Raw genomic sequence first — 23,355 nt, forward strand, 5'->3', positions numbered from 1 at the left:
ATCCGGTATTAGACCTCGTTTCCAAGGCTTATCCCGAAGTGCAGGGCAGATTACCCACGTGTTACTCACCCGTTCGCCACTCATCCACACCCGAAAGTGCTTCAGCGTTCGACTTGCATGTGTTAAGCACGCCGCCAGCGTTCGTCCTGAGCCAGGATCAAACTCTCCAACAATGCCTTGTTGAAACAATCCCAGCACACACTCAACAAACCACACAGGGTTCGGAGCGTGATACTCAAAGAAACCACCAACCACCGAAATGGTCGGGGGCATAAAAGAACACTAACCAAAACAGTCCGCTGTTGAGTTCTCAAAGAACACACCCACACCATCACCCACAACCCTCACAGGGCCGCGAAGCTCCGGGGAGCATTTTCTTTCCGCTTTCTTGTGTCGGTAACTCTAGCAGGTGCTTTTTTCGAGGTTTCAGGGGGGGGTGCCCCTCGCTGATCTCTCCGAAGATCGACCCTGCTTGAGTTATCAACGCGCCTGGTTTCCTCATCGGCTACCTGGCGGCCGCTTTACGTTACCCGGTGCGCTTCGCGGTGTCAAACCGCGCGCCCCGGCCGGTCTGCGCTCCGCGGAGGTCGTCTCCGCCCTCCGGGGCGCTCCCGCTGCCGTCCTCGCCAGGACTCGGCGTCCTGGTCCGTCCGGCTTTCCGTGCGGCGAAGAACAAGTTACGCACACGCAGAGTCAATGTCAAATCGCCTGGTCAGTCGCTTGACTTCGCTCGGACAGCCGATCGCGGTCACTTGTGCTTCGGTCGCAGCCAGAGCTTCACGGTGCTCCCCGAACCGGCCGCGCTGATCGCTTCCAGCAGGTCAGACGCCCCCACCGGGCGAGGCCGGCCGACCGGGACCAGCTCGTAGCCCCAGGTTCCGAACTCGCGGAGCGCGGCAGCCGGGTCGTCACCTAGTTGGCTGATCGCGTCCGGTGTGAAGGAGCACACGATCGAGGGACGGTCCCGGCGGAGCAGGCGGACCAGGCCGCCGAGCACCCGGTGCACCCGCGCGCCGACGTCGACGTGCACCACCGACAGCTTCAAGTCCTGCAGGCCCGCGTGGCCCTCCAACTCGCGGTCCAGGCGGATGCCCCGCACGGACGCTTCCGCCCCGTCCTCGGCTGGCTGCACCGACAGGCCCCCGGCCAGGGACGGCTCCGAGGTCATGGCGCACGGGGTGTCCCAGGCCGCGCCCTCCAGGAGCACCATGCGGTGGCCCCACGCCGCGGGGACGTTGACCTCGACGTTGCGCTTGAGCAGCTCCGCGCTGCGGGGGCAGGGCTCGACCGCCACCACCGCCCCGCTGTTGCCGAGGCGGCTCAGCACCCGCACCGTCTGGTAGCCGACGTAGGCACCGATGTCCAGGAAGATGCCGTCCGGCTCCAGCAGGGAGTCGATCAGCGCGGAGACGTCGGAGTCCCAGGTCGGGTGGGAGGACAACCAGGGGAGCATGAAGCTGTCGTCGGCGGGCAGGCGGAGCAGGCCCGCGTCGCAGAGCACCGGCGTTGTCGTGCCGTCCCCTGCCCCGGTGTTGCGCTCGTGCTCGCGCAGCAGGATGCGCTGCAGGACGTCCGTGCGCTGCAAGGCGTGCGCGGCGTCAGCGGAGGCCGCGCGCACGGACGTTTCGACGTTCTGGTCCGGGGCTTGGCGCTCCTCCAACGCGTCCATCCGGTCGAGGATCCGCTCGACCGCGCTGGTCAGGCTGTCCAGGCGCTCCGCGAGGGCGTCGACCCGGTGGTCGCCAGCCGAGCCACTCTCGAGCTCGCGCAGCCGCCGGTGCTGTTCCGCCAGGTCGGCGCGGGCGCGGACCACGCCGTCATCGGTGCCCATGAGCTGGGCTCCGAGCTGGTCCTGGCGTTGGGCGAACTGGGCGAGCTGGGCGCGCATCGCCTCCACGTCGCCGTCGCCGTCCGCCTCGTACTGACGGCGCAGGAGTTCCGACGCGGTCTGCTCGACGCCGTCGACCACCGAACGCATGACGTCGCGGATGTGCTCGTCGTAGTGGCTGAGCGCCTTGAGCACCGCTTTGCGCAGGGCCGGGGCCATCGCGTTGCGGCTGCTCACGCCCGCGTCGGGCGCACGGTGCAGCGCGTGGCGGGCCACCAGCAGGGGGCGCAGCGGGTCGTCGAACTGGCCGTGGCGGTCCGCCGACCACTTCGTGCGCCAGTTCCGGTAGGCGTGCTCGACGCGTTCGCGCAGGCGGGCACCGGCGCGGGCCACGGTGTGCGTGGCGAGCAAATTGTCGCGCGCCGCGGCGCCGAAGGCGGCGGTCGCGTCGGGGTCGTCGGCGGCCTGGCGGAGCAGTTCCGCGGCCGCGTCGATGTCGGGTTCGCCCGGGCCCTGGCAGGGCACGAGGCGGACGGCTTCCGCGCCGAAGATCTCGGCGACCGCGCCGTGGTCCCCGGCGATCACCGGGATGCCGTGGGCGGCGACCTCCAGCAGTCGCAGGACGTGGTCGTCGGTCGCGCCGCCGCGGTGCAGCGAGGTGAAGCAGTCGGCGGCGGACAGCAGCGTCCGGAGGTCCGGGTCGTCCTCGATGAGCTGGATGCGCGGGTCCGAAGCGGTGGCCAGGCGCAGCCGCTCGGCGGCTTCGGGGAACTCGCCAGCCCCGACCACGCCGACGAGCAGGCGCACGTCGTCGCGCTCCGGGAAGGCGGTGAGGAACGCGCTGACCGCGCCAAGCGCGTTGTCCGCGCGCTCGGTGGCGTGGTCGGCGCAGGTGGTGATCACGAATTCGTCGGACAGCCCGAGCCGGGCGCGAGCGCCCTTGCGGGTCGGCAGGTCCACCAGCTCCCGCTCGGGCGCGGGCAGCGTGACCACCCTGGTCTTCGCGCCGCTGCGGCGGGCCGCCGCGCGGCTGCTCTCGGAGAGCACCCAGGTCTCGGCGACGTCGTCGGAGCCGACCGAGCCGGTGTGCACGTCGATGACGTACCTGCCCGCCGGGACCGGCAGGTCGGGGGCGCAGCGGAGGACGACCGGGTAGTAGGCGGTGTTCGCGGACGGCAGGCCGGAGGCGCGGACCGCGTCCCGCACCAGGTCGGCCAGTGGTCCGTCGCCCAGCACCGCCACCCCGAGCTGGTCCACCAGCGCCGCCCGGTTGTCGATGCGGCGGTGCACCGCCTCGGCCGGGACGCGGCCGCTGGCCACGCCGACTCCGACGCACCACTCGTGGAAGGCTTCCGAGTCCGCGCCGAACGGGTCCGGGTAATCGCGGCGCAGGATCGGGTCGTCCGCCCACACCGCCGCTGTCCAGCGGGAACCACCCGCGGCCCGCTGCTGGTCGTCGGCCGGGGCGCAGGCCCACGCCTGGAACTCCGGCAGGGCGTCGGGTTCGAACGGGCTCGGCGGGGCTTGGCCGTCGAGCCAGGCCGCGAGGTACTCGCCGCGCAGGGTGGGCGGGAGCACCGCGCCGTCCGGCAGGGCGTCGAACGGGTTCGGCTCCTCGCGGGTGTACCCCGCCTCCACCAGCGCGTTCCGGTAGCCAGCGCACAGCCCGGCGAGCGCCTGGTGCTCGGACAGCAGGACCCGCGGACGGTCGGCGTAGGTCGTGGACAGCAGCCACGGCCGCTGCGGTTGGAAGCCGTCGAAGTGCACGCTGCGCAGCACCGCGCCGTCCACGGTGTGCCTGCCGTCGGCGGTGGTCGCGAGCTCGCGCTGGGCCGCGTTCCACACCGAGAGGCCGACGCCGGGATCGCGGATCACCTTGTGGTCGACCAGCGCCGGGGCGTCGTCGAGCACCGGGGTGACCATCGTCGGGTCGCTGCGCAGCTGCTCCACCCAGGTCTCGAGCAGTTGCTCGGCGCCCGGGCGGACCGCGAACACGCTCGGGTCGAAGGTGCCGGACTCGGCGAGGTCGGCCGGGCTGGGGCGCAGGCCGTCCACCGCGAGCGGGCGGAGCACGCGCGGCACCAGGGCGACCGGGCGGTCCGGGGTCAGGCCGGCGAGCAGGTCGTCGAAGCGGCCGAAGACCTGCACCGACGGCTCGAAGTACAGCGTCGTGTGACCGGTCTTGAGCAGGTGCTGCAGGAAGCGCGGGCGCAGCACGTTGCGCAGCTGCTCGGCGGTGCAGCCGGTGGCCAGCCGGGCGAACTCCTGCGGGTCGACGCCGATGTCGGCGACCGACAGCGCGTCCGCCTCCTCGTGCCCTGGCTGGTCCACCAGCAGCAGCGCGAACCGCGCGCCCGGGTGGTGGTGGCGGAAGGTGTCCCGCAGGACCCTGGCGGCCGGGAGCTGGTCCGGGCAGGCCAGGGTGCACCCGAGCACCGTGCCCGCGACCGGTTCCTCCGGCGTCTCCGCTGGCCACTCCGGCTCGAACAGCTCCGCCGACTGCTCCAGCACACCGGACTGTAGGGAGGTCTCCTCGGAGCTCCCGGAGCTGATCGGGTCGTGCTTCGCCTGCGAATCAGTCACGGGCGCAACCTATCGCTACTCGAGCACCGTTCAGAAGCCCAACCCCACCAGCCCCAGCAGTTGCCGCGAACTCGGCCCGCGCGCCCCAACCGGCAGCGCGATGACCACGGCTGATCCCGACCTCTCCGCCCCTGTTCCGACACGCCCCGGCGTGTCGTGCCGCGGCCCGGAGCCCCGTCAGAGCATCGGCATGAGGGTGCGGAGCTCGTAGGGCGTGACATGGCTGCGGTAGGAGTTCCACTCCTCGCGCTTGTTGCGCAGGAAGAAGTCGAAGACGTGCTCGCCGAGCGTTTCGGCGACCAGCTCGGAGGACTCCAGCTCGCTCAGCGCCTCGCTGAGGTTCTGCGGCAGGTTGGCGTACCCGGCCGCCTTGCGCTCGCGCTCGGTCAGGCTCCACACGTCGTCCTCGGTGGCGGGCGGCAGCTCGTAGCCCTTGTCCACGCCGCGCAGGCCCGCCGCCAGGATCACCGCGTAAGCCAGGTACGGGTTGCAGGCCGAGTCCAGGTTGCGGACCTCGACGCGCCGGGACGACGCCTTGCCCGGCGAGTACATCGGCACCCGGACCAGGGCGGACCGGTTCGCGTGGCCCCAGCACACCGCGGTCGGGGCCTCGCCACCGACCACCAGGCGCTTGTAGGAGTTGACCCACTGGTTGGTGACCGCGCTGATCTCGCGCGCGTGGTGCAGGATCCCGGCCACGAACGCGCGGCCGATGTCGGAGAGCTCGAACGGGTTCTCCGGGTGGTAGAAGGCGTTCTGGTCGCCCTCGAAGAGGCTGAAGTGGGTGTGCATGCCGGAGCCGGGCTGCGCGCTGAAGGGCTTGGGCATGAAGGAGGCGCGCACGCCCTGGGTGATCGCGACCTCCTTGACCACGTAGCGGAAGGTCATCACGTTGTCGGCCATGGTGAGCGCGTCGGCGTAGCGCAGGTCGATCTCCTGCTGACCGGGCGCGCCCTCGTGGTGGCTGAACTCCACCGAGATGCCCATCGCCTCCAGCGTTTCGATGGCGTTGCGCCGGAAGTGCGGGGCGGTGTCGTGGCTGGACTGGTCGAAGTAACCGCCGGAGTCCGCCGGGACCGGTTCGGAACCGTCGTCGGGCAGGTTCTTGAGCAGGAAGAACTCGATCTCGGGGTGCACGTAGCAGGTGAAGCCGGACTCGGTGGCGCGGGCCAGGGTGCGGCGCAGCACGTGGCGCGGGTCGGACCAGCACGGCGAGCCGTCAGGCATGTGGATGTCGCAGAACATCCGAGCCGAGTAGTGCTCGCCGTCCGGGGTCTCCCAGGGCAGCACCTGGAAGGTGGCCGGGTCCGGCTTGGCGACCATGTCCGACTCGTAGATCCGGGCGAACCCTTCGATGGCCGAGCCGTCGAACCCGATGCCCTCGGCGAAGGCACCTTCGAGCTCGGCCGGCGAGATCGCCACCGACTTGAGCATGCCGAGGACGTCGGTGAACCACAGCCGCACGAAGCGGATGTCACGTTCCTCCAAGGTGCGGAGCACGAACTCCTGCTGGCGGTTCATGCACGCAGCCTAAGAGCTCGGGCGCCGAATCGCGTAACTGGTCCGTGAACCTCGGACTACCCGAACCCGACGAGCGCGATCATCGGTGGCAGGACGAGCGCGATCAGCACCGCGCCGGCCACGTCGAAGACTGCGCCGGAGCGGATCATCTTGGTGATCGGCACCGCCCCCGAGCCGTAGACCACCGCGTTCTGCGGGGTCGAGACCGGCAGCATGAACCCGAAGGACGCCGCGAAGGTGGCCGCCAGGGCGGGCACGAACGGGTTGACCCCGGCCGCGACCGCGATCGGGATCACGATCGGCACCACCACAGCCGCGGACGCGGTGTTCGAGGTCGTCTCGGAGATCAGCACGGCCAGCGCGATGGCGAAGATGGTGATCGCGATGGTGCTGGAGAAGCCCAGCGCGGCGGCCGCACCTCGGCCGATGGTCTGGGCGAGCTCGGTCTCGGCGAGCAGCGAGCCGAAGATGATGCCGGTGCCGAACAGCACCACCGTGCCCCAGTCGATGCGGCTGGCCTCGGTCCAGGTGAGCGTGAAGCGGCGCTGGGACCAGTCGACGGGCAGCAGGAACAGCAGCGCGGCCCCGAGGACCGCGACGATGCCCTCGTCGAGCCGGTCGCTGACCAGGTCGTAGGCCGCCGAGTCGTTGCCCGCGACCAGCGCGACCACGCCCGGCGTCACCCACAGCACGACGGTGGTGGCGAAGGCGACCAGGGTGTTCTTCTCCGCCCGCGAGAGCTTGCCGAGCTTGGCGCGCTCGGCGGCGACGTAGTCCTCGACGCCGGAGAGCCTGTTGATCTCGGGCCGGTTGAGCAGCAGCAGGATCCCGGCCAGCACCACGAACATCAGCAGGCAGATCGGCGCGGCCATGACCATCCACTGCAGGAAGGAGATGCGCTGGCCGGTGGCCTCCTCGATCAGGCCGCGGCCGATCAGGTTCGGCGGCGAGCCGATCGGGGTGAGCAGACCGCCGACGCTGGCGCCGTAGGCGAGCATCAGCATCAGGGCGACGCCGACCCGCAGCCGGAGCGGGTCGAACGGGGCGCCCTCGGGCAGCTGCTTGCGGACCAGCTCGGCGATGACCGCGAGGATGCCGACGGCGGTGGGCAGCAGCATCGCCACGGTCGCGGTGTTGGACACCACCGCGGACAGCAGGCAGGTGACCACGCCGAAGGCGGTGATCACCCGCGCGGAGCTGCGGCCGACCCCGGGCAGCGACAGGATGCGGAACGCGAAGCGCCTGGCCAGGCCGTGCCGCAGCATCGCCTGGGCGAGGATGAACGCCCCGATGAAGGTGAACACGGTCGAGGACCCGAACGGCGCGAGCACGTCGTCGGGCGGCAGGACGCCGAGGACCACGACCGCTCCGACACCGATGAGCCCGCCGACCGGGATCGGCACCGGCTCGCAGACCCACAGCACGATGACGCCGAGGAGCACGGCGGCGAGCTTGTGCTGGGCCGGTTCGAGCTGGGTGGGCAGCAGCAGGAAGAGGACCGCCAGCGCCGGGGCCAGGAACAGCCCGGTCGTGCGACGAGCCCGCTCGAACCGCTCCTCAGCCGCGGAGAGGACCTGTTCGCCCAGTCCCCGGTACGTGCTGCCGGACAGCAGCACCGACGTGACGTCCTGCTCGCTTCGTTCGCGCCCGCCGTCCCCTTTGTCCATTCCCAGACGATAGGCGCAATGTGATTCAGTTCACCACAGTCCGTTCAGCTGTCTTGGCGGTGGTGTGCGCGGCGGAGGCACCTCCCCGGCGGGGAGGCGCCCCGGTCACTTCGACTCGCAGCGCGCGCCGTTCGCGGGGACGGTCAGGTCGACCAGGTACTTCGTGGCCGCGTCGTCGACGCAGCTGATCCCCTGCAGGAACACCGTGTGCTGGGTGCCCTCGTAGGTGAGCAGCTCACCGTGCAACGCCTCGGCCAGCTTGACGCCCGCGTCGTAGGGCGTCGCCGGGTCGCCGGTCGTCGAGATCACCAGCGTCGGCGGCAGCGCCCCCACCTCGGGCTCGGTCGGGTCGCCGGTGACCGGGACCGGCCAGAAGGCGCACATGTCCCGCGCCGCGCTCGGCGGGTTGCCGTCGTCGAGGAACGGCGCCGCCTCGCGGTAGCGGCGGTCGGCCTCGCGGCGCTGCTCCGGGTCCACGACGCGCTGGTCGTCGACGCAGTGCACCGCGTCGAAGGCGTCGTTGGTGTTGGCGTAGCGACCGGTCTGGTCGCGGCTGAAGTAGCTGTCCGCGAGCGCGAGCAGGGTCTGGCCGGTGCCCTGGCGCAGCTCGGCGAGCCCGCTGTCCAGCTGTTCCCAGAGGCTGGGCGCGTACAGCGCCTGGATCGCCCCCATCGTGGCGTCGGCGTAGGACAGCTCGCGGCCGTTGCCCGCCCGCACCGGGTCCTCCACCAGCGGGCGGGTGATCTGCTGGAACTGCGCGACCGCCGCCTTCGGGTCGTGGCCCAGCGAGCACTGCTGGCGGGCCGCGCACCACACCGCGAAGTCGTCGAAGGCGCGCTGGAACCCGGCGCCCTGGGCCACCAGCTGGTCGATGGCCGACTGGCCGGGGTCGATCGCCCCGTCGAGCACCATCGCCCGCACGTTGCCCGGGAACTGCTCGGCGTACTCGGCGCCGATCCGGGTGCCGTAGGAGTAGCCGACGTAGTTGAGCTTCTCGTCGCCGAGCGCCGAGCGGAGCACGTCCATGTCGCGGGCCACCTCGCGGGTGCCGACGTTGGCCAGCAGCTCGGTGCCGGTGCGCTCGGCGCACTTGGCCGCGTAGTCGCGCTCCTCCTGCTCGGTCTCCGCGACCCCGCTCGGCGAGGTGTCCGCGTCGGAGTCCAGCCGCTGGGCGTCACGCTCCTGGTCGGTCAGGCAGCGCACCGCCGGTTCGGAGGCGCCGATGCCGCGCGGGTCGAAGCCGATCAGGTCGAACCGCTCCCCCAGCGCGGAGTTGCGCACCGACCCGGCCAGGCTTGCCGCCGTGCTCATCCCGGACGCCCCAGGGCCACCCGGGTTGAGCAGCAGCGACCCGATCTTCTGCGGCTGGTCGGTGGCCGGGCTGCGCAGCACGCCGAGGGTGATCACCTGGCCCTGCGGCGCGGCGTAGTCCAGCGGTACCTCCAGGCGCGCGCACTCCAGGCCCGGGTTGGCGTAGGAGGCGCGGTCGCTCTCGGTCCGGGCGTAGGGCGCGCACGGCCCCCAGGCCAGGGCCTGCCCGTAGTACCGCTCGAGACCCGGTGGAACGGGTCCGACCGGCCCCTTCTGATCGGTGTGCGGCTGCAGCTGCGGTGGCTCCTGCCCCGGCAGGCTGCACGCGGCGGCGCCCAGCACGGCGAGCGCGGAGAGCACGGTCAGTAGGCGGTTCACCACTGGATCGTGACATGCACGGGCCGGTGTGAGTCGCGCCGGGCGGGACGACACCGCCCGGTCGGGTGCGCGAAGATGGGGGCATGCCCCAGTTGCGCATCGCACTCGCACAGGTCAACGCATGCGTCGGCGACATCGCCGGGAACAGTTTGATGGTCCTGGAGTGGACCCGCCGCGCGGTGCACGAGGGCGCCCACCTGGTGGCGTTTCCCGAGATGGTGCTCTCCGGCTACCCGGTCGAGGACCTCGCGCTGCGCAAGTCGTTCGCGGCGGCCAACCTCGCCGAGGTCGAGCAGCTCGCCCGCCGACTGCAGGACGCCGGGTGCGGTGACGCGCTGGTGATCGTCGGGCACCTCGGCCGCGACGACCAGGGACCGCGAAACTCCGCGTCGCTGCTCCACGGCGGCGAGGTCGTCGCGACCTACCACAAGCACCACCTGCCGAACTACGGCGTGTTCGACGAGGCCCGCTACTTCGCGACCGGCTACGACCTGCCGATCGTGCGGTTCCACGGGCTGGACGTCGGCGTGGTCATCTGCGAGGACATCTGGCAGAACGGCGGGCCGGTGGCCGCGCTCGGCCAGGTCGGGGTGGACCTCGTGGTCTGCCTCAACGGCTCGCCCTACGAGCGCGCCAAGGACGACCTCCGCACCCCGCTGGTCGTGCGGCGGGCGGCCGAGGCCGGTGCGCCGGTGGCCTACGTGAACCTGGTCGGCGCGCAGGACGAGCTGGTCTTCGACGGCGACTCGATGATCGCCGCGGTGGACGGCGATATCACCTCGCGGGCCCCGCAGTTCGCCGAGCACCTCCTGCTGCAGGACCTGGAGCTGACCGCGGGCGGGTACACCTCGACCACGGTCACCAGCGAGCCGGGGCCGATGCGGCTGCCCGCCTTCGACGTGCAGCGGATCGTGCTGCAGCCCCAGCCGCTGCCGAGCTACGAACCGCTGCCGACCGCTCCCCCGGCCGAGCCGCTGGACGACGAGGCCGAGGTGTGGGGCGCGCTGGTCACCGGGCTGCGGGACTACGTGCACAAGAACGGCTTCCGCTCGGTGACCTTCGGCTTCTCCGGCGGCATCGACTCGGCGGTGGTCGCGGCGCTGGCCGCCGACGCGCTCGGCGCGGACTCGGTGCACGGCGTCTCGATGCCGTCGACCTACTCCTCCGAGCACTCCCGGTCCGACGCCGCCGAGCTGGCCGAACGCATCGGGTGCCACTTCGAGGTGCAGCCGATCGCCGACATGGTCGAGGTGTACGTGCGGCAGCTGGGGTTGACCGGGCTGGCCGAGGAGAACGTGCAGGCGCGCGCCCGCGGGATGCTGCTGATGGCGCTGTCCAACCAGCGCGGGCACCTGGTGCTGGCGACCGGGAACAAGACCGAGCTGGCGGTGGGCTACTCGACCATCTACGGCGACGCGGTGGGCGCCTTCGCGCCGATCAAGGACGTGCCGAAGACGCTGGTGTGGAAGCTGGCGAAGTGGCGCAACGCGGACGCCGAGAAGCGCGGGGAGGTGCCACCGATCCCGGAGAACTCGATCACCAAGCCGCCGTCGGCGGAGCTGCGGCCGGGCCAGGTGGACCAGGACTCGCTACCCGAGTACGACGTGCTGGACGTGGTGCTGGACGGCTACGTCGAGGGCGACCGGAGCTACGCGGACCTGATCGCCGAGGGCTTCGACGCCGAGCTGGTCGAGCGGGTGCTGCAGATGGTGGACCGGTCGGAGTACAAGCGGCGGCAGTACCCGCCGGGGACCAAGATCACGTTCAAGGCGTTCGGCCGGGACCGGCGCCTGCCGCTGACCAACCGCTGGCGCGAAGTCGCGCCGTGACGACACCCGTCGCCCAGGTGCGGCGCCACGTCGTGCGGTGGCGCAGTTTCAATTGAAACTGCGGTTCTGCCCCACGGCGGATCGCAGTTTCAATTGAAACTGCGGACCGGGGGCGTGTTGGTGCCGGACACGCCGGGGCGTGTTGGGTGGTCGTGCGACTTCAATGGATGTGCGATTTCCATTGGAGTTGCCACCACCCGGGGTGTGGCGACCGAAGGAGGAAGATCCGGTGTGGGCCGTGCACGCTTTGTGCACTGTGGACGGACAGGTGGTGCTGTGGGCGGAGGACTCCGAGCTGCCGGCCCGGGTTCCCGGGCGCGCGCCGCGTGGTCCGCTGGCGCACCCGTTCGCCGTTGCGGGTGAGGCGCTGCGCGAGGCGCTGGGTGGGGAACCGGTCAAGGTCAGCTCGGTGCGGGTCCAGTTGCCGTCCTACGCCTCCGCGCCGGTGCCCTCCCCGGAGCTCGTCCGGGACCCGTTGACCGCCGGACCTGCGCCGCGCGGGAAGCTCCGGCTGCGGGAGTGGCTGGTCCCCGCCGTGACGTGCAACCCGGCGTCCGTGGTCGAGCTGCTGGACGAGGGCGTGCCCGGCTGCCGGTTGGGAGCTTCGGCGCGGTTCCTGCGCGGCCTCGCCGAGTGGGCGGAGCAGCTGGTGTCGGGCGGTCGGGTGCTGCCCGCGCTGGTCGACGCGGACGAGTGGCCGACCGCGCGGTGGCGACCTGCTCTGTCCAGCACCGACTCGGCGCACTTCGTGGCGCTGCGCGACGCGTTGCCACCGGCGTTCCGCTGCGAGCGCGGCGAGGCCCCGGCCGAGGTTCTGCGCACCGCGCTGGACGTGCTGGTCGACGGCATCGCGCGCAGCCGGGTCGCCGACCTCGAGCTCACCCGCGGGCGCACGGCGGCGGCCGCGTGGCTGCGGGCGCTGACCGGGGAGCCGCGGTTCGACAGCGCGGAGAACCAGGTCCGCAAGCTCGCGCGGCAGCTCGACGCCTGGCGCGCCAGCGGCGGTCGGCAGAACCCGGTGCGGACCTGCTTCCGGCTGCACGCGCCCGAGGACGGCGAGGACTGGCGCCTGGAGTTCCTGCTGCAAGCCGTGGACGACCCGAGCGTGCTGGTGTCGGCCGAGGAGGTCTGGCGGGCGGACAGCAGGGTCCTGCAGCGCTGGGTCGACGAGCCGGAGGAGCTGCTGCTCACCGACCTCGGCGCGGCCAGCCGCACCTTCCCCGCGCTGGACCGGGCGCTGCGCGTGCCGCACCCGAGCGAGCTGCTGCTGGACACCGATGGCGCGCACGAGTTCCTGACCAGCGCGACGCTGCTGGACCAGGCGGGGTTCGGCGTGCTGCTGCCGTCCTGGTGGGGACGCACCGAGGAGCTCGGGTTGAAGCTGACCGCGAGCAGCACCGGCACCGCGGGCGCGGTGGCCAAGTAGTCCGGCGTCGGGCTGGCCGACCTGGTCGACTACCGCTGGGACCTGGCGCTCGGCAACGAGCAGCTGACCGAGGCGGAACTGGCGGAGCTGGCCGCCGCGAAGGTCCCGCTGGTGCGGCTGCGCGGCCGGTGGGTCCGGATCGACCGCAAGCGCCTGGCCGCCGGGCTGGCGTTCCTGGAGCGGTCCGGGTCCGGTCAGATGACCGCGGGCGAAGTGCTGCTGCAGGCCGGGATGCCCGCCGAGGGCGACGAACGACCGATGCCGGTCGTGCAGGTCAGCGGGCGCGGTTGGGTCGGCGACCTGTTGTCCGGCCAGCTCGAGCAGCACCTGGAACCGGTGGAGCCGCCCGAGGGCTTCACCGCGACCTTGCGCCCGTACCAGCGGCGCGGTCTGGCGTGGCTGGCGTTCCTGGACCGGCTCGGGCTCGGGGCGTGCCTCGCCGACGACATGGGGCTGGGCAAGACCGTGCAGCTGCTGGCGCTGGAGGCTCTGGTGCGCGCCGACGGGTCGCGCGCACCGACGCTGCTGGTCTGCCCGATGTCGGTGGTCGGCAACTGGCAGCGGGAAGCCGCGCGGTTCGCGCCGTCGCTGAAGGTGCACGTCCACCACGGCACCGACCGGCTCACCGGCGAGGACCTCATGGAGGAGGTGGGTGGCCACGACCTGGTCATCACCACCTACCCGCTGGCCGCGCGGGATGCGGCCGTGCTGCGGGAGGTCCGCTGGGACCGGGTGGTGCTCGACGAGGCGCAGAACATCAAGAACAGCAACTCCCGGCAGGCCAAGGCGGTGCGCGGGCTGTCGGCGCGGCAGCGGATCGCGCTGACCGGCACCCCGGTGGAGAACCGGTTGGCCGAGCTCTGGTCCATCATGGACTTCGCCAACCCCGGCGTGCTCGGCTCGCTGAGCACCTTCCGGGCCCGGTTCGCGGTGCCGGTCGAGCGCGACGGTGACGCCGAGGCAGCCGCGCGGTTGCGGCGCGTCACCGGACCCTTCGTGCTGCGGCGGGTCAAGACCGATCCGGCGATCATCAGCGACCTGCCGGACAAGGTCGAGATGAAGCAGCTGTGCAACCTCACCGCCGAGCAGGCCTCGCTGTACCAGGCGGTGGTGGACGACATGCTCAGGCGCATCGACGAGAGCGAGGGCATTGAGCGGCACGGCCTGGTGCTGGCGACGATGTCCAAGCTCAAGCAGGTGTGCAACCACCCGGCGCAGCTGCTCGGCGACGGCTCCCCGCTGCCCGGCCGGTCCGGGAAGCTGGCCCGGCTGGAGGAGATCCTCGAATCGGTGCTCGCCGACGGCGACAAGGCGCTGTGCTTCACCCAGTTCGCGGGCTTCGCCGGGATGCTGGTGCCGCACCTGGCCGCCCGGTTCGACACCGAGGTGCTGTTCCTGCACGGCGGCACGCCGAAGAAGGCCCGCGACGAGATGGTCCGCCGGTTCCAGGAGGCCGACGGCCCGGCGATCTTCCTGCTGTCGCTCAAGGCCGGTGGCACCGGGCTGACACTGACCGCCGCCAACCACGTCGTGCACCTGGACCGCTGGTGGAACCCGGCGGTCGAGGACCAGGCCACCGACCGGGCGTTCCGCATCGGGCAGCGCCGGGACGTGCAGGTCCGCAAGTTGACCTGCATCGGCACCCTGGAGGAGAAGATCGACCGGATGATGGCGGACAAGAAGGCGCTGGCGCAGCTGGTGGTCGGTTCCGGGGAGAACTGGTTGACCGAGCTGTCCACCAGCCAGCTGCGCGAGCTGGTGGCGCTGGAATCGGAGGCCGTCGGTGGCTGACTGGTACGGCGGTTTCCCCAAGCCCACCAGGCCGATCCGCGTCGAGGGCGGGATCAGGGCGCGCAGCAAGCGCGGCGAGATCGCGCAGACCTGGTGGTCGCGCCGGTTCATCGAGGTGCTGGAGTCGTTCGGCATGGGCGGGCGGCTGCAGCGCGGCAAGAACTACGCCCGCGCCGGGCAGGTGCTCAACCTGACGCTGTCCACGAGCGTGGTGGTCGGCCTGGTCCAGGGGTCGCGGCCCGAGCCGTACCGGGCGCGCATCGCTGTCAAGGCGTTCTCGTCGGCGGAGTGGGAGCAGGTCGAGCAGGCGCTGGCCGGGCAGGCGCTCTACGCGGCGAAGCTGCTGGCCGGGGAGATGCCGCCCGACGTCGAGGAGGTCTTCGCCGGGATCGGCCTGGAGCTGTTCCCGACGACCATGCGCGAGCTGACCATGGACTGCTCGTGCCCGGACTGGGAGATCCCGTGCAAGCACCTGGCGGCGACCTGCTACCTGCTGGCGGAGTCCTTCGACGCGGACCCGTTCCAGATCCTGGCCTGGCGCGGCCGGTCCCGCGAGGAACTCCTGGACCGCCTGCGCGCACTCCGCGGCACGACCGGCCCGGCCACCGAGCAGCCCACCGGTGCTGAACCACTGGCAGACCGCCTGGACACCTTCTGGGCCGCCCCGGAACTTCCGGCCCCACCGGCCACCCCGCGGAGCACGGCCCCGGACGCGCTCCTGGACGAGCTCGCCCCACTCGACGTGCACGTCGACGGCGCACCGGTGGTGGACCTCCTCCGCGCCGCGTACCGGGCGATGACCACGCCGGAGCGGTGAGACAGCGTCCTTTCCGCCCAGGAGAGCGGGTTCTCAGCTACCCGACGGCGTTGGGTGCGCGGTGCGGCGCATCTCGTACCAGTTCTCGCCGACGGGCTCCCCCGCCATGTTCCAGCTCCAGGAGGTGGTCGGGGTGATGCGCAGGTACACACCCGGCCCGAACTTGCCGACCCGCTCGATCGGACCCTCGGCCTCGCCGTAGACGCGGATGCCCCGTGCGATGAACGGGTCGAGGGACACCAGGTCGTCGAAGAGCAGGGCGACCTTGGGGTTCCCGTCCCGGACGTTGCGGAACTTCCGGGTGCCGAGGACCGAGGAACCAGCCCCGCCGATCCAGAAGTGGGTCCCGTCGAACTCGCAGGCGAGCGGCACCAGGTCGGGTTGCCCGTCGGCGGCCACGGTGGAGAACCGGACGACCGGCTGCGACCGCAGGTAGGCGATCTCCTCGTCGGTGAATGACATGAACGACTCCTGCACGTTGGTCGCGGCCAGCCTCCCACCACCCCGCCCCGCAAGCCAGCGCTTGACCTTGCCGCGGCGTCAACGTTTCTACTGGCGGCATGCGAATTGGGGAGATCGCCGCGCTGGTCGGTGTGTCCACGCGGGCTGTTCGGCACTACCACCACCAGGGGTTGCTGCCTGAGCCGGAGCGCTCGGCCAACGGGTACCGGCGGTACGGCCTGCGCGATGCGGTGGTGCTGGCTCGCATCCGCCGCCTCACCGAGCTCGGGATGAGCCTGGACGAGGTGCGGGACGCGCTGGCCGACGACAGCGGGAGCGAGCTGCGGGAAGTCCTGGTCGAGCTGGACCGCGACCTTGCCGAGCAGGAGCGGCGGATTCGCGAACGCCGCGCCCGGATCGGCCAGCTCATCGAACGCGCCGATCGGGGCGAGTTGGGCGCCGAGGGCGTTGTCTCGCCGGGCACCGCGGATCTGCTGGCGGCGCTGCGGACCGCCGACCAGCCCGCACCGTTGGCGGCTCTGGAGCGGGAGCTGTTCGCGCTGATGGACACCACCAGCGGTGACCAGCGCGATCAGGTCCTCGCAGCCGTCCTCCCCGCCATCCAGGACCCGGGGGTTCGTGCCCGCGGCCAGGAGCTGGAGCGTCGGCTCGACGAACTGGCCGAAGCCGCCCCGGACGATCCCCGCGTGGCGCCGCTGGCCCAGGCCCTCGTGGACCACATCCCGGCCGCGGTCCTGGATTTGATCGGCGACGACGACGTGGAGGCCATGCTCGGAGACGCCTTCAGCAGGGCCCTGTTCAACTCGGTGGAGCCCGCGCAGGCCGAGGTGCTGCGCCGGGCGATCCGGTTGGCGGCCCAGCGCGGCACCGGGGGTGCACGATGAGAAAGGTCCTGCGCGCGCTGGCGGTCCGGCGGTGGGCGGCGAGCTTGGCGGCACTGCTGCTGCGGCGGCGGATCGGTGTCGGTCCGGGCGACACCGCGCTGGGTTACGCCCGCGAGCAGGTTCCGATGATGCTGGTCCTGGCGTGCGTGCTGGCGCTGGAGACGGCGCTGGTCGGGCTGCTCGTGCCGTGGCCGGTGGTGCACCTGGTGGACGTCTGCGCGGTGCTGCAAGTCGTGGTGCTGCTGGCCGTCCTGGTCACCCGGCCGCACTTCGTGGGCCGGGACCGGCTGGTGCTCCGCAACGGGGCACGGTTCGAACTGGAGCTCCCCCTCGAGTCGATCACCTCGGTCTCGGCCGCCCGCAAGTCCCACCGCGGAGCCACCTTCCAGTTCCACGAGGGGGAACTGGCCATCGTGGTGGGCAACCAGACCAACGTGCGCGTCGAGCTCGCCGAGCCGATCCGCGTCACGCTGCCGAACGGCACCGCGCAGGAGGTCGGGCAGGTGCGCTTCCGAGCCGACGAACCAGCGCTCGCGGTGTCGACCATCCGCGCGCTGACCGCGGCGGGCTAGGTCGGTTCGACCGGCCGCGGGAGGGAGGTACCCCCAGAACCCTCCCTCCCGCGTCCTACGCGCTCCCACTCCTTAGACGCTGGTCCGGCCGTTTGGTTGCATGTTCCTTTTCACCGTTTTTCCCATCTCCGGACTCGCTGGCCAGGAGCGCACCAGGAGGCGACGACCTCGTCGCCGGACCGCTTGTCCAGCCCGGCCCGGATCTCGGTCTTCACCGGGAGCTCGTGCGTGCCGTCGCCCAGGGTGCCGCGGACCTCCACCAAGCCGCGCGTGCCGGGTGCTCCACCGACCTCGGCCAGACCACGTAGGTCCAGCCGCCCGGCTCCGGGCTCCTGCGTAGTTCCGCGGTGAACGTCCCGTCCATGGCAGACCTCCTCGTCCTGCCCGGGTGGACCACCGGGCGGCGCGGAACTCATCTCGGTGTTCCGGCGTTGCCGTCGCCCAGTTCCGCGCACGACGTCGGGTAGTCCGGCGGTATCTGGGCGTTCGCGGCGAAGAAGGCCAGCACCGGGACGAGCGCACCCGCCGCCAGCGCCAGGAGCACGCCGACCGGGATCGTCGATGCCAGCGCCGATCGCAGCGCCCACCCCTTGTCGACCAGGCGAACCACCACGCGCCGGCAACCCGCGAACAGCAGAGCCGCGATCGGCACCAGGAGGGCGTTGACGAAGACCGTCACCGGGAAGACCACGAAGTTGAATCCGACCCCGCCGCTGGCGTCGTCCAGTCCGCACTCGCGCCACAGGGCGGCGATCCACCGCAACTCAACCCACATCACCAGCAGTGCCAACGGGGTGGTCGCCGCTGCGGCGGTGCCCGCCCAGGAACCAGCGGACCTGATCCCCGTTCGATCACCCATGCCCGTTGGACGCACTGGACGGGCCGCGGTTCCCCGGGACCAGCGCTGGCTTTTGCCGGTGCGAGCGGTTATGCATGGGCGGCGAAGATCGAGAGGTGGGCGTCATGCGGTGGAAGCGGTTCGGGGTCGGGTTGGCAGTGGCTGGTGTCGTCGCGGTGAGCGCGTCGTGCACACCGGCGCCGGAGGCCGCCGCGAACCGGTTGGACGAGGTCGTGCAGCGCGGTGAGCTGCGGGTGTGCAGCACCGGGGACTACCGGCCGTTCACCTACCGGGACGAGGCCGGGCAGTGGAGCGGCATCGACATCGACATGGCGCACCACCTCGCCGGGCAGCTCGGGGTGCGGGCCACCATCGTGCCCACCACCTGGAAGACGCTGGTCGAGGACTTCACCGCCAAGTGCGACATCGCCGTCGGCGGGGTGTCGATCACGCTGGAACGCGCTCGTGAGGCGTTCTTCAGCACCGCCTACGTGGTGGACGGCAAGACGCCGATCACCCGCTGCGAGAACGCCGCGCGGTTCCAGACGCTGGAGCAGATCGACCAGCCCGGCGTGCGGGCGGTGGTCAACCCCGGCGGCACCAACGAGCAGTTCGCCCGCGCCAACCTCAGGCAGGCCACCATCGTCGACCACCCGGACAACAACACGATCTTCCAGCAGATCATCGACGGCGAGGCCGACCTGATGATGACCGACGCCGCCGAGACCCGATGGCAGGCCAAGCAGCACCCCGAGCTGTGCTCGGTGCACCCCGACCAGCCGTTCACCTTCAGCGAGAAGGCCTACCTGCTGCCGAAGGGCGACGTGGTGTTCCAGCAGTACGTCGACCAGTGGCTCAACCTCGCGGTGCACGACGGCACCTACGACCGGATCGCCGAGCCCTGGATCGGCTGACCGCTCACTCGGGCCGGGTGGCCGACCGCTCGACCAGGCCGAGCTGGGCCAGCAGGGTCAGCTGGTCGTAGTAGACCTCGCCGCCGATGATCCGGCCGTGCTCGTCGTAGCGCAGCGTCTCGCAGAAGGCCATGTCCATCCGGCGGCCGGTCGGTGCGCGCCGCCCGAGCGGGCCGTCGTTCTCGCCGCGGCAGTGGAAGTAGGCCACCGAGAAGCCCGGGCCGTCGACGTAGGACGCGCCGATCACCCGCGCGTCCGGGAACGCCCTGGTCCACCGCCCCAGCCACTCCTTGAACTGGGCCAGCGTGCGCAGGGTGCCGCGGCGCGGGTGGTCGATGTAGGCGAACTCGGCACCGAAGTGGTGGTCCACCTCGTCGAGCTGCCGCTCGTTGAAGAGCTCGTGCAGCTCGCGGTGGGTGTCCTGGTTGCGCATCGCCAAATCCCTCCCGCCTGCGCACGTTCCGCCCACGCCGCGCGGCGGGCCAGAGGCGAAGTGCTCCCGGTGTGACGTTGCCCCGCCAGGGCTCGGCGCAGCCGCCGGACCGTGCGACGCTTTTGGGTGCAACCAACCCCCACTACCCGGGGACCTGCCGAGCAGGCCTCGAGGGAACAGGACGGTCAACGATGACTGCTGCCCAGAACCAGGGCGAAACAGCTGCCCCGTACGGCTCGACCCCCACCAAGCGGCGGGTCCGCACCCACCACCTGCAGCAGCTGAAGGAGCGTGGCGAACCGTGGCCGATGCTCACTTCCTACGACATGTACACGGCGCGGATCTTCGACCAGGCCGGGATCCCGGTGTTGCTGGTCGGTGACTCGGCGGCCAACAACGTCTACGGCTACGAGTCCTCGCTGCCGGTGACCGTGGACGAACTGCTGCCGCTGGTCCGCGCCGTGACCCGCTCCGCCGAGCGCGCGCTGGTGGTGGCCGACCTGCCGTTCGGCTCCTACCAGGCCTCGCCAGAGCAGGCGCTGGCCACCGCGACGCGGTTCATGAAGGAAGGCCGCGCGCACGCGGTCAAGCTGGAGGGCGGGCGGCGCTACGCCCCGCAGGTCGAGGCGCTGGTCTCGGCCGGAATCCCGGTGATGGCGCACATCGGCTTCACCCCGCAGAGCGAGCACGGCCTCGGCGGGTACCGGGTGCAGGGGCGCGGGGACGCGGCCGAGGAGCTGCTCGCCGACGCGCTGGCGGTGCAGGAGGCCGGTGCCTTCGCCGTGGTACTGGAGATGGTGACCGCGGAGGCCGCCAAGCAGGTCACCAACGAGCTGCGCATCCCCACCGTCGGCATCGGCGCCGGACCGGACTGCGATGCGCAGGTGCTGGTGTGGACCGACATGTCGGGCATGAACACCGGTCGCACGGCGCGCTTCGTCAAGCGCTACGCCGATGTGGGCGGCATCCTCGCCGACGCCGCCACGCGCTTCGCCGAGGACGTCCGCGGGCACGCCTTCCCCGCCGCGGAGCACTCCTTCCACTGACCGGGCCGCGGGGGCTCTCGTTCCGGGAGCCCCCGCGATCGCGGCCAGGTTCCGGCCGCGACTGGTCGTAGCGTCCAGGGCATGCCTAAGAAGATCATTGTCACCACGCCCACCGGACACGTGGGCTCACGAGTCGTGCAGCTGCTCGTGCAGGCGGGGGTGCGCCCGACGCTGCTGCTGCGCGCACCGGAGAAGCTCGACGCAGCCACCCGCGACCGGGTTGATGTCGTGCAGTGCGACCAGGGCGACGCCGATGCCGTCCTCCGCGCGACGCAGGGCGCGGACAGCTTGTTCTGGGTCGACCCGCCCACGCCAGATGACGACCCAGCCGCTGGGTACGCCCGGATGGGCGCCAATGCGGCGCGCGCGGTGCGGGAGAACGGCATCCCCCGCACTGTCTTCCTCAGCAGCATCGGCGCGGAGAAGCGCCACGGGGCCGGGGAGATCGACGGGCTGGCCCGCACTGAGGAGCTGCTCGACGGGACCGGGGCCAGCGTGCTGCACCTACGCTGCGGCTACTTCTTCACCAACCTCCTGATGGAGCTGGCGGACCTGCGTCGCGGTGTGCTCCGCACCCCGTGGCCGCTCGACCACCCGATGGCCTGGGTGGATCCCCGGGACATCGGCGAAGTCGCGGCCGCGAGGCTGCTCTCCGACGGCTGGTCGGGTGCCAGCGTGCAGGCCGTGCACGGCCCGGAGGACCTGACCTTCACGCGGGTCGCCGAGGTCCTGAGCCTGGCTGTGGGGCACGAGGTGCGCGCGGAGCGGATCTCCGATGACGAGTTCCGGGCCGCGCTGCGCTCGGCGGGGGTGAGCGACGGCCAGGTCGAAGGCATCGTCGGCATGTCGACCGGGCTGCGCGACGGCTTCGTCCCCGAGGACGAGCGCAGCATCCTCACCACCACACCGACCACGCTCGCGGCGTGGGCGCACGCGCACCTCCGCCCGGCGCTCTGACGCGCTACCCGCAGGCGACCCGCGCCCACTGTTCCCAGGTGGACCGCTTGGACCTAGTCCGAACCGATCGGCTCCACGGTGATCCGCGGGTAGCGAGATCGGCCACTCGAATGGCGGCTAGGCAGGCGGGGTGCCGTCGCCGAAGGGCCTGCCACCCAGGGCTTCCCGACCGTGCGGGGTGCGCCAACCGGACAGGTCCGGGCCGACCGGGACGATGCCGGTCGGGTTGATCTGGTGGTGGGTGGCGTAGTAGTGCCGCTTGATGTGGTCGAAGTCGACCGTGTCGCCGAAACCCGGGGTCTGGAACAGGTCGCGGGCGTAGGCCCACAGCACCGGCAGCTCGGTCAGCTTGTGCCGGTTGCACTTGAAGTGGCCGTGGTAGACCGCGTCGAAGCGGACCAGCGTGGTGAACAGCCGGACGTCGGCCTCGGTGATCGTGTCGCCGACCAGGTAGCGCTGGTCCACCAACCGCTCGGACAGCCGGTCCAGGCGGGCGAAGAGCCGCGCGAAGGCCTCCTCGTAGGCCTGCTGCGAGGTGGCGAAGCCGCAGCGGTAGACGCCGTTGTTGACGTCGGCGTACACCCCGGCGTTGACCTCGTCGATCTCCGCGCGCAGGTGCTCGGGGTAGAGCTGCGGGGCGCCTGCGCGGTGGTGCGCGGCCCACTCCGCGGACAGGTCCAGGGTGATCTGCGGGTAGTCGTTGGTGACGACCCTGCGCTCGGCCACGTCCAGGACCGCCGGGACCGTGTACCGCCCGGCGAACTCCGGGTCGGCGGCCAGGTACGCCTCGGACAGGTGGGAGATGCCGGTGACCGGGTCGCGGCCGCCCGGGTCGAGGCCGAACCGCCAGCCCGCCTCGTCGCGGACCGGGTCCACCACTCCCAGCGACAGCACGTCCTCCAGGCCCAGCAACCGGCGCACGATCACCGACCGGTGTGCCCATGGGCAGGCCAGGCTCACCACCAGCCGGTACCGGCCCGGCTCCACCGGCCACCCGGAGGAACCGTCGGCGGTGATCCGGTCGGTGAACCGGTTCGCCTGCCGCACCCACTCGCCGCGCTCCGACGTCTCCGCCCCGAACTGCGCTCCAGCCATGCCGCCACCCTAGGCCCGCGCACCACCCCGCGTCCGGGGAAACCCGTCCCACGCGACTTGCGCCCCGGCACATCCCCGCAGGACGCCCCGGCGGAGCCGAGGAACCCCCGGGGCGCTGAACCCCAGTTCTGGCGGTTCTTCCCAGGTGGGCAGGCCCCCGCCGGTGCGGGTTGAGCCCGGTCGCGATGGGTCGGTGGTGATCTTCCCGGGGCGGGTTGGGGCGGCTTAGGGTGCCGGGCATGGATCTGGATCTCTCCGGGCGCTGCTTCATCGTCACCGGCGCCAGCAAGGGGCTCGGCTTCGCCACCGCGCGGGCGCTGGTCGGCGAGGGTGCAGACGTCGTCGTCTCGTCCTCGTCGGAGGAGAACACCGCCGCCGCCGTCACCGCGCTCGGCGACCGGGCCCGCGGGCTCGCCGCCGACCTGACCGACCCCACCGCGCCGCGGCGCCTGATCGACTGCGCGCGGGAGCAGTTCGGGCGGCTGGACGGGCTTTTCGTCAGCCACGGCGGGCCGCCCGCCGGGCTGCCGAGCGGGCTCGACGACGACACGCTGCGCCGCGGCCTGGAGATCGCCACCATCGCGCCGGTCCGGATGGCCCGCGAGGTCGCCGCCGAGCTCGTTAGCGGCGGCTCGGTCGTCGTGTTGACCTCCACCTCGGGGGCGGAGCCGCTGACCGGCCTGGCCAGCTCGAACGTCGCCCGCCCGGCCACCCAGGGCTTCGTCAAGGACCTGGCCAACGAGGTCGGGCCGCGCGGCGTGCGGGTCAACGCCCTGCTGCCGGGCCGCTTCGACACCGAACGAGCCCGGGAACTCGCCGCCGGCGACCCGGAGGCCCAGCAGGCCGCCGAGCAGGCGGCGGCGCTGCGCCGCTCCGGGGACCCGTCCGAACTGGCGGACGTCGCGGTCTTCCTGCTCTCGCCCCGTGCCTCCTACGTCACCGGGGCGGCGTGGACGGTGGACGGCGGCCGCCGCGCCGAGATGTGAACCGAGGCGGCCGCGGC

The 23,355-nt window shown here is 71.7% G+C and carries 18 protein-coding genes, 1 rRNA gene and 1 pseudogene; 10 read left to right on the plus strand and 10 right to left on the minus strand.

What is annotated here, in order from left to right:
- The 5 genes from ABT324_RS08345 to ABT324_RS08365 all read right to left on the minus strand — a co-directional run.
- Positions 1-173 (minus strand): 16S ribosomal RNA (locus tag ABT324_RS08345); the annotation flags it as partial.
- Between the two features lie 575 nt (positions 174-748).
- Entirely contained in the window at positions 749-4,411 is a 3,663-nt protein-coding gene (locus tag ABT324_RS08350) for an FkbM family methyltransferase (protein WP_351173720.1), read from the minus strand.
- A 177-nt stretch (positions 4,412-4,588) separates the two neighbouring features.
- The gene (glnA, locus tag ABT324_RS08355; RefSeq protein ID WP_351173723.1) at positions 4,589-5,932 is read right to left on the minus strand and encodes a type I glutamate--ammonia ligase; all 1,344 of its coding nucleotides are present in this window, start codon (positions 5,930-5,932) and stop codon (positions 4,589-4,591) included.
- A gap of 56 nt (positions 5,933-5,988) precedes the next feature.
- Positions 5,989-7,599 (minus strand): SLC13 family permease, encoded by a 1,611-nt coding sequence (locus ABT324_RS08360; protein ID WP_351173726.1) that lies wholly within the window; start codon positions 7,597-7,599, stop codon positions 5,989-5,991.
- A 105-nt stretch (positions 7,600-7,704) separates the two neighbouring features.
- Entirely contained in the window at positions 7,705-9,288 is a 1,584-nt protein-coding gene (locus ABT324_RS08365) for an alpha/beta hydrolase (RefSeq protein ID WP_351173729.1), read from the minus strand.
- An 83-nt stretch (positions 9,289-9,371) separates the two neighbouring features.
- Between ABT324_RS08365 and ABT324_RS08370 the strand changes: the two genes are divergently transcribed.
- The 4 genes and pseudogenes from ABT324_RS08370 to ABT324_RS08380 all read left to right on the plus strand — a co-directional run bounded on the left by ABT324_RS08370 (position 9,372) and on the right by ABT324_RS08380 (position 15,151).
- Positions 9,372-11,117 (plus strand): NAD+ synthase, encoded by a 1,746-nt coding sequence (locus tag ABT324_RS08370; RefSeq protein ID WP_351173732.1) that lies wholly within the window; start codon positions 9,372-9,374, stop codon positions 11,115-11,117.
- 664 nt (positions 11,118-11,781) lie between these two features.
- A pseudogene (locus tag ABT324_RS08375) lies at positions 11,782-13,746 on the plus strand (DEAD/DEAH box helicase); the annotation flags it as partial.
- Positions 13,723-14,334, plus strand: coding sequence for a DEAD/DEAH box helicase (locus ABT324_RS33400; RefSeq protein ID WP_502949718.1), 612 nt, complete (start codon positions 13,723-13,725; stop codon positions 14,332-14,334). The pseudogene ABT324_RS08375 and the gene ABT324_RS33400, both read left to right, overlap by 24 nt.
- Positions 14,327-15,151: an SWIM zinc finger family protein gene (locus ABT324_RS08380; RefSeq protein WP_351173735.1), complete on the plus strand. Its 825-nt coding sequence runs from the start codon at positions 14,327-14,329 to the stop codon at positions 15,149-15,151. Before ABT324_RS33400 ends, ABT324_RS08380 begins: the two co-directional genes overlap by 8 nt.
- A 33-nt stretch (positions 15,152-15,184) precedes the next feature.
- Here the strand turns inward: ABT324_RS08380 and ABT324_RS08385 are convergent, their stop codons facing one another.
- Positions 15,185-15,613 (minus strand): PPOX class F420-dependent oxidoreductase, encoded by a 429-nt coding sequence (locus ABT324_RS08385; RefSeq protein ID WP_351173738.1) that lies wholly within the window; start codon positions 15,611-15,613, stop codon positions 15,185-15,187.
- A 98-nt stretch (positions 15,614-15,711) separates the two neighbouring features.
- Here ABT324_RS08385 and ABT324_RS08390 point away from each other — a divergent pair, with 98 nt between their 5' ends.
- Positions 15,712-16,497, plus strand: coding sequence for a MerR family transcriptional regulator (locus tag ABT324_RS08390; protein ID WP_351173741.1), 786 nt, complete (start codon positions 15,712-15,714; stop codon positions 16,495-16,497).
- The gene (locus ABT324_RS08395) at positions 16,494-17,069 is read left to right on the plus strand and encodes a hypothetical protein (RefSeq protein ID WP_351173744.1); all 576 of its coding nucleotides are present in this window, start codon (positions 16,494-16,496) and stop codon (positions 17,067-17,069) included. The genes ABT324_RS08390 and ABT324_RS08395 overlap by 4 nt, the downstream gene beginning before the upstream one ends.
- 211 nt (positions 17,070-17,280) lie before the next feature.
- Here ABT324_RS08395 and ABT324_RS08400 read toward each other — a convergent pair whose 3' ends face one another.
- Positions 17,281-17,433 (minus strand): hypothetical protein, encoded by a 153-nt coding sequence (locus tag ABT324_RS08400; RefSeq protein WP_351173747.1) that lies wholly within the window; start codon positions 17,431-17,433, stop codon positions 17,281-17,283.
- Between the two features lie 48 nt (positions 17,434-17,481).
- Complete coding sequence (locus ABT324_RS08405) at positions 17,482-17,928, minus strand: hypothetical protein (RefSeq protein WP_351173750.1); 447 nt, start codon at positions 17,926-17,928, stop codon at positions 17,482-17,484.
- 104 nt (positions 17,929-18,032) lie between these two features.
- Here ABT324_RS08405 and ABT324_RS08410 point away from each other — a divergent pair, with 104 nt between their 5' ends.
- A complete protein-coding gene (locus ABT324_RS08410) occupies positions 18,033-18,821 on the plus strand; it encodes a transporter substrate-binding domain-containing protein (RefSeq protein WP_351173753.1) in 789 nt (262 codons plus the stop codon).
- Positions 18,822-18,825: 4 nt separating this feature from the next.
- On the opposite strand, the gene ABT324_RS08415 is transcribed toward ABT324_RS08410, so the two are convergent.
- The gene (locus ABT324_RS08415; RefSeq protein WP_351173756.1) at positions 18,826-19,254 is read right to left on the minus strand and encodes an ester cyclase; all 429 of its coding nucleotides are present in this window, start codon (positions 19,252-19,254) and stop codon (positions 18,826-18,828) included.
- Between the two features lie 191 nt (positions 19,255-19,445).
- On the opposite strand from ABT324_RS08415, the gene panB reads away from it, so the two are divergent.
- On the plus strand, positions 19,446-20,300 hold the full coding sequence (gene panB / locus ABT324_RS08420; RefSeq protein WP_351173759.1) for a 3-methyl-2-oxobutanoate hydroxymethyltransferase: 855 nt from the start codon (positions 19,446-19,448) through the stop codon (positions 20,298-20,300).
- Between the two features lie 81 nt (positions 20,301-20,381).
- Complete coding sequence (locus ABT324_RS08425; RefSeq protein WP_351173762.1) at positions 20,382-21,257, plus strand: NmrA family NAD(P)-binding protein; 876 nt, start codon at positions 20,382-20,384, stop codon at positions 21,255-21,257.
- A gap of 117 nt (positions 21,258-21,374) precedes the next feature.
- Here the strand turns inward: ABT324_RS08425 and ABT324_RS08430 are convergent, their stop codons facing one another.
- Positions 21,375-22,352 (minus strand): glutathione S-transferase family protein, encoded by a 978-nt coding sequence (locus ABT324_RS08430; RefSeq protein ID WP_351173765.1) that lies wholly within the window; start codon positions 22,350-22,352, stop codon positions 21,375-21,377.
- A gap of 239 nt (positions 22,353-22,591) precedes the next feature.
- On the opposite strand from ABT324_RS08430, the gene ABT324_RS08435 reads away from it, so the two are divergent.
- Positions 22,592-23,338, plus strand: coding sequence for an SDR family NAD(P)-dependent oxidoreductase (locus ABT324_RS08435; protein WP_351173767.1), 747 nt, complete (start codon positions 22,592-22,594; stop codon positions 23,336-23,338).
- Positions 23,339-23,355: the final 17 nt, after the last annotated feature.

The sequence above is a fragment of the Saccharopolyspora sp. NPDC000359 genome, assembly GCF_040300525.1.
Lineage (GTDB): Bacteria > Actinomycetota > Actinomycetes > Mycobacteriales > Pseudonocardiaceae > Saccharopolyspora.